We start from the raw sequence: 2,646 nt of genomic DNA, 5'->3' as shown, positions 1-2,646 counted from the left end.
GAAAAGGCCATCCCGGAAAGGGGTTTTAAAAAAAGGTCTTTAAATCTAGCTGAAGCATAAAATTAGAAGTTTAACAATCCCAAAAAACAACGAGTTATGTCACGAGTACACTATTTAGAAGGAGATTATGAACAGTTAGTTATTAATGAAACGATAGACGGTCTTTTTTCCAGTTATCGTATAGACCGCAATTCATTGCCAAAAGGATTTTTCCTTTATGAGATTAGATGGGATGACAGCTTATCTTCATTGGCAGAGATTAGCCCCTCTGTGGTGGTGAATCATGCAGGTTCATTCATTACAAAGTCACCCCTTGAATTTGATGCAAACAATAGCATACGGATAACCTATACCAATTTTATCGAGTTCTGCCAGTTTGGTGAGTGGGCTTATGAGAAACTGGCTGTATTGGATTGTAATTCCGGTAATGTTGCGGTGATAAGCCCAGACAGGAGATTGCAGACCACTGAAGAGATTGAGATTTTTTTGAGTGGGCATTGTGGCTATCATCTGAGTGAGATTAATTGGATGGTGATGAAAGGCGATGTGCTGTTTTTGAACGAGAACGATTTTTAATGAGTATAACCGTAACTGCCTCTTGGAATGGGGCAATTACATAAAATATTATAAGTATGAAGTGGATAGATAAGATGGTAGAACGCATTACCCGAAAAGAAACTGCTTTAAATGACCACTTTTGTGTAAATCGGCATACGGTTGTATGTCAGAGTGGTATGACTGATTATGTTTCTGTAACGATTGATAATACCGATGGTTTTGATTTCGATTTTTGGACAAAACAACTTTGTTTTGAGAAGGACTGTAAATATCGCTCGGAGATAAAAGCGGCTTTTGATAAAATCTATGGCACAAGGAATATAGAATGTTGTGAATAATGAAGTCAGAAAAGTATGATACCAAAGGAGATAATGAAACTTTATGAAAAGCTTGCTTTCAGTCGGGGATATGAAGAAGCCTTTCGGGATTTTTTGGATGTTTGTCTTTACTATTTGTCTGTCGGGATGTTGGCGGAGGATTATCGTAGAGTGGAAAAAAGATATAAGCCATATGAAATGGAACTTTTTGTTCAAATGTTTTATAGGGTGTCTGAATATTCGGAAGGATTTTGCGATGTCTTGGGAGATATGTTCATGGAGTGTGTCAGTCATGGGAATAACGGACAGTTCTTTACCCCGATACACGTTGCTGATTTGATGGCATGTATGGGGGGAAATAGGCTGAAACCTAAACAGTCGGTCTGTGATTCGTGCTGTGGTTCCGGCAGGATGCTACTTTCCGCTGTAAAAAAATGTGCGGAAGAGAATGATGGAGGAAGGCTTTTTTGTTATGGCTCGGATATAGATTTGATTTGTGTAAAGATGACCGTTGTCAATCTGATGATGAATAGCGTACCCGGTGAAGTCGCATGGATGAATACATTGACAATGCAGCATTGGAGAAGTTATCATATAGATTTACAGCTGATAGCCGGAGTATGGTTGCCTATTTTAAAGATAACGGAAGCAGGTGACACTTCTTTTATTAGGAAACTTGAAAATGCAATGGAGGATAATTCTGAATTGAAGAGGTCGATTCAGAGCAACGCAAGGGCTACGCAGCTGACTTTTGATTTTTGACAAGATAAATATGTAAAAAGGATTTTGGTATGAAAGCAATAAGAACAAAAGAGGTGAATGAGAACGTCAAAGCGGCGAACAGTTGTTTGCGTAAAGCGAAATGGCAGGCTAAGGAATTGGCTGTTTTTACAGGTGAAGTAGTGCGTCTGATGGATAAGGAAGGGCATTCTCTACAAGGGTTCTTTAATCGGGTGGAGTTTGTTCTGGTGGACGGCACTATTAAATTCCGTGTAGTTATAAATCCTATTCTTGAATGTGAGAACTGTATAATGGCTTCTTGCCATGAAGACTATCTTTATGAGGTGGTCTCGGTGGAAAAGTTTACCTATAAAAATTATAGGTATCATTTGTAATGATATTGTATTTTAATGATTATAAACTGATTTATATTATAACAATGATGGGCAAAATTAATAATATTCCCGTTTTGAATGAAGATGTTATTCGTTTGGTTGTACTCAATGAGGAAATTATTGGGTATATCTATCCACGAAGGACTTCTTATGTGGTGGCATTGGAGATAAAGCCGGGACGTACTACCTCTTTGGCTACATCTGTCAATAAACAATGCATGGTTTTGTTGAGTGATAAGGTTCGTTTGGCCACGGAACAGGATTTCGATGATTTTCATATATGCTTTGATGGTTTCAGAAATAACACTATGTATTGTTATAATCAGGGAACGGAACCTATATACCTTCAATGAAGCACATTCTCCCTTCTTTTGGATTAGGGAAGGGAGGGTATTTTGCTGTCCGCTACTTTTTGGCAAGCACCCCAAAAAAGTAGCAAAAAACGCTTGGAGTTACTGGTAATCCCATTAATTTGCGTTCACGCAGTATTCTTTCCCACCCTCCCCTTCATCGGAATGACTGTTCTCATTCCCGGTTTACCCGTAATCATCCGCTATGCGGCTGATTATGGGTAAACCGGAAAAGAGAAGTTCCAAACGTGGGCGGGATTGCAATGGTCATCATCCGGAGCTTCGGCATTGCCGAAACAACCTCCT

At 39.1% G+C, this 2,646-nt stretch carries 5 protein-coding genes; all 5 read left to right on the top strand.

Annotated elements, in window-relative coordinates; genetic code table 11:
- Nucleotides 1–96: 96 nt before the first annotated feature.
- Nucleotides 97–576, top strand: coding sequence for an LPD28 domain-containing protein (locus AB5903_RS22255; RefSeq protein ID WP_005868767.1), 480 nt, complete (start codon nucleotides 97–99; stop codon nucleotides 574–576).
- Nucleotides 577–632: 56 nt separating this feature from the next.
- A complete protein-coding gene (locus tag AB5903_RS22250; protein WP_005868765.1) occupies nucleotides 633–896 on the top strand; it encodes a hypothetical protein in 264 nt (87 codons plus the stop codon).
- A gap of 177 nt (nucleotides 897–1,073) precedes the next feature.
- Nucleotides 1,074–1,637, top strand: coding sequence for an N-6 DNA methylase (locus tag AB5903_RS22245; protein ID WP_225990576.1), 564 nt, complete (start codon nucleotides 1,074–1,076; stop codon nucleotides 1,635–1,637).
- Nucleotides 1,638–1,666: 29 nt separating this feature from the next.
- Complete coding sequence (locus AB5903_RS22240; RefSeq protein ID WP_005868762.1) at nucleotides 1,667–1,990, top strand: hypothetical protein; 324 nt, start codon at nucleotides 1,667–1,669, stop codon at nucleotides 1,988–1,990.
- A gap of 44 nt (nucleotides 1,991–2,034) precedes the next feature.
- Nucleotides 2,035–2,343, top strand: coding sequence for a hypothetical protein (locus AB5903_RS22235; RefSeq protein WP_224263218.1), 309 nt, complete (start codon nucleotides 2,035–2,037; stop codon nucleotides 2,341–2,343).
- Nucleotides 2,344–2,646: the final 303 nt, after the last annotated feature.

The organism is Bacteroides sp. 2201st1_D9_2201SCRN_220225 (genome assembly GCF_040928965.1).
Taxonomy (GTDB): Bacteria; Bacteroidota; Bacteroidia; order Bacteroidales; family Bacteroidaceae; genus Bacteroides; species Bacteroides stercoris.
This window is presented reverse-complemented; position numbering and strand designations above follow the sequence as displayed.

Bases quoted from the DNA above. Each gene is read 5' to 3' on its own strand.
- AB5903_RS22255 (WP_005868767.1), top strand. From the start codon at position 97: ATGTCACGAGTACACTATTTAGAAGGAGATTATGAACAGTTAGTTATT.
- AB5903_RS22250 (WP_005868765.1), top strand. From the start codon at position 633: ATGAAGTGGATAGATAAGATGGTAGAACGCATTACCCGAAAAGAAACT.
- AB5903_RS22245 (WP_225990576.1), top strand. From the start codon at position 1,074: ATGGAACTTTTTGTTCAAATGTTTTATAGGGTGTCTGAATATTCGGAA.
- AB5903_RS22240 (WP_005868762.1), top strand. From the start codon at position 1,667: ATGAAAGCAATAAGAACAAAAGAGGTGAATGAGAACGTCAAAGCGGCG.
- AB5903_RS22235 (WP_224263218.1), top strand. From the start codon at position 2,035: ATGATGGGCAAAATTAATAATATTCCCGTTTTGAATGAAGATGTTATT.